Origin of the sequence: Salipiger sp. HF18 (assembly GCF_011806505.1) — a bacterium.
Lineage (GTDB): Bacteria > Pseudomonadota > Alphaproteobacteria > Rhodobacterales > Rhodobacteraceae > Salipiger > Salipiger thiooxidans.
Window position 1 is genome coordinate 1 of sequence record NZ_JAATOS010000585.1, and the last position, 2,275, is coordinate 2,275.

Below are 2,275 nucleotides of genomic sequence, written 5' to 3' on the forward strand. Positions count from 1 at the left end.
GCGCGGAAGGTGACGCAGAGGATGCGTTCTTCGGGCACCGCGAAGCCGTACATGCGCTCGTGCGCCTCGGTGAACCCCTTCTCGAGCGCGACGAGCGTCTCGGCTGTCACCGGGCCGTCGGGCAGGGGGATCGAAAGCTCGTAGTTCTGGCCGTCATAGCGCATGTCGACGCGGCGGGTGGTCATCTGCTTGTCCGCCGGGATCGCCTCGCTGGCGAACCAGCCCGCCGCCTCGTCCTCGACCTTGCTCATCGCATCGGCGATGGTATCGAGGTTCCCGGCGTCGAGCGCCACCAGCTTGGTGGTCGAGAAATCGGCGCGCAGGTCGGTGAGCAGAAGGCCCATGGCGCAGAGGATGCCCGGGTTGCGCGGGATCACCACGGTGGTCATGCCGAGTTCCTGCGCAAGGCGCACCGCGTGCAGCGGGCCGGCGCCGCCAAAGGCCATCAGCGCGTAGTTGCGCGGGTCGTGGCCACGTTGGACCGAGATCACCCGGATCGCCTTGGCCATGTTCGCGGTCACCACCGAGATGATGCCCTGGGCCACGTCCATGGTCTCCATCCCGAGCTTTTCCGCCATCTTGCCAATGGCTTCCACGGCGAGGTCACGGTGGACCTTCATCCGCCCGTCAAGGATTTCGACCGGGTTCAGGACCTGCAGCACGATGTTGGCGTCGGTGACGGTGGGCTCGGTTGCGCCACGGCCGTAGCAGACCGGGCCCGGATCGGCGCCGGCGCTCTCGGGGCCGACCTTGAGCAGGCCGCCGCTGTCGATGGTGGCGATGGAGCCGCCGCCGGCGCCCACGGTGTGGATGTCGAGCATCGGCGCCTTGATCGGGTAGCCGTGCACGATGCTCTCGTTGGTCTGGGTGGTCTCGCCGCCCGCCATCAACGCGACGTCGGACGAGGTGCCGCCCATGTCGAAGGTGATGATGTCGTCGAAACCGCCGCGCGCGCCGATGGCCTGTGCCGCCACCACGCCGGTTGAGGGGCCGGAGAGCACCGCGCGGACCGGGGTTTCGGCGGCCACCTCGAAGCGGACGACGCCGCCGTTCGACTGGGTGAGGTGCGGCGCGATCGGCAGGCCGAGCTCTTCGAGCCGCGGCGTCAGGCGCGAGATGTAGCGGTGCATGATCGGCCCGAGATAGGCGTTCACGGTCGCGGTCGAGAGGCGCTCGAATTCGCGGAATTCGGGGGCGATCTCGTGGCTGGCGCAAAGGAAGACGCCGGGCATCTCGTCTTCGACGATGGCCTTGGCGATCTTCTCATGGGCGGGGTTCACGAAGGCGTAGAGGAAGCAGATGGCGACCGCCTCGACCCCGGCGGCCTTCATGGCGCGGGCAGCCTTGCGCACGGCCTCCTCGTTGAGCGGGACCGAGACCTCGCCGGTGCGCAGCATGCGCTCGGGCAGCTCGAACCGCAGCTCGCGGGGGACCAGCGTCTTGGGCTTCTCGGCGAAGAGGTCGTAGAGATCCGGGCGCTTCTGACGGCCGATCTCGAGCAGGTCGCGGAAACCGTCAGTGGTCAGCAGGCCGACCTTGGCGCCGCGATGGGTGATCAGCGCGTTGGTGGCGACGGTGGTGCCGTGGCCGAGATAGGCGATGGCCGCCGCCGGGTCGCTTTCGCTGCCGCCGGCGCGTTCCTTCATGCCTTCCTCGACACCCTGCGCGATGCCCCGCGACGGGTCGTCGGGGGTGGAGGAAACCTTCCAGACGGCGATCTCGCCGCTGGCCTCGTCGAACATGCAGACGTCGGTGAAGGTGCCGCCCGAATCCACCCCGACCCGCCAGGTGGTTTTGGATCCGAAGCCCTGAGTCCCGTCCATCATGGTTGCTTGTCCTTCTGACGTCTACGTCGTGTATACAAGAGAGGAGAGATGATTCTGTCCAGCCTTGTCGCGTGCGATCGCGGGGTTTGTGACAGAAAGTTGTGGAGAAGATGAGTGAACAGTCGAAAAGATGCTCATTCGGTCGATGTGGGGCCGGTCCAGTCCGCCCGCGAGCGTGCCTACACCGGGATCCGATCCGCCATTCTCAAGGGAAGTTTCGAGCCGGGCGCTTTCGTCGAGGAGGCGCAGGCCTGTGAGATAACCGGCGTGTCGCGCTCTCCGGTGCGCGAGGCGCTGAGCCGGCTGGCCGCGGAGGGCTACCTCGAACAGCACCCGCGCCGGGGCGCCATGGTGCGCTGGCTGTCGCCCACCGAACTGCGCGACCTGCACGAGGTCCGGCTGATGGTCGAGACCCACGCCGCGAGCAAGATCTGCCGCGAGAAACGCCC

Annotated in this window: 2 protein-coding genes; one reads left to right on the forward strand and one right to left on the reverse strand. The window is 67.6% G+C overall.

The window, feature by feature from the left end; all coding sequences use genetic code 11:
* Positions 1 to 1,826, reverse strand: a 1,826-nt coding sequence (locus HC022_RS24460; RefSeq protein WP_167454126.1) for a hydantoinase/oxoprolinase family protein, incomplete at its 3' end; no start/stop codon positions are given.
* Positions 1,827 to 1,940: 114 nt separating this feature from the next.
* Between HC022_RS24460 and HC022_RS24465 the strand changes: the two genes are divergently transcribed.
* On the forward strand, positions 1,941 to 2,275 hold a 335-nt coding region (locus tag HC022_RS24465), incomplete at its 3' end, for a GntR family transcriptional regulator (RefSeq protein ID WP_167454127.1).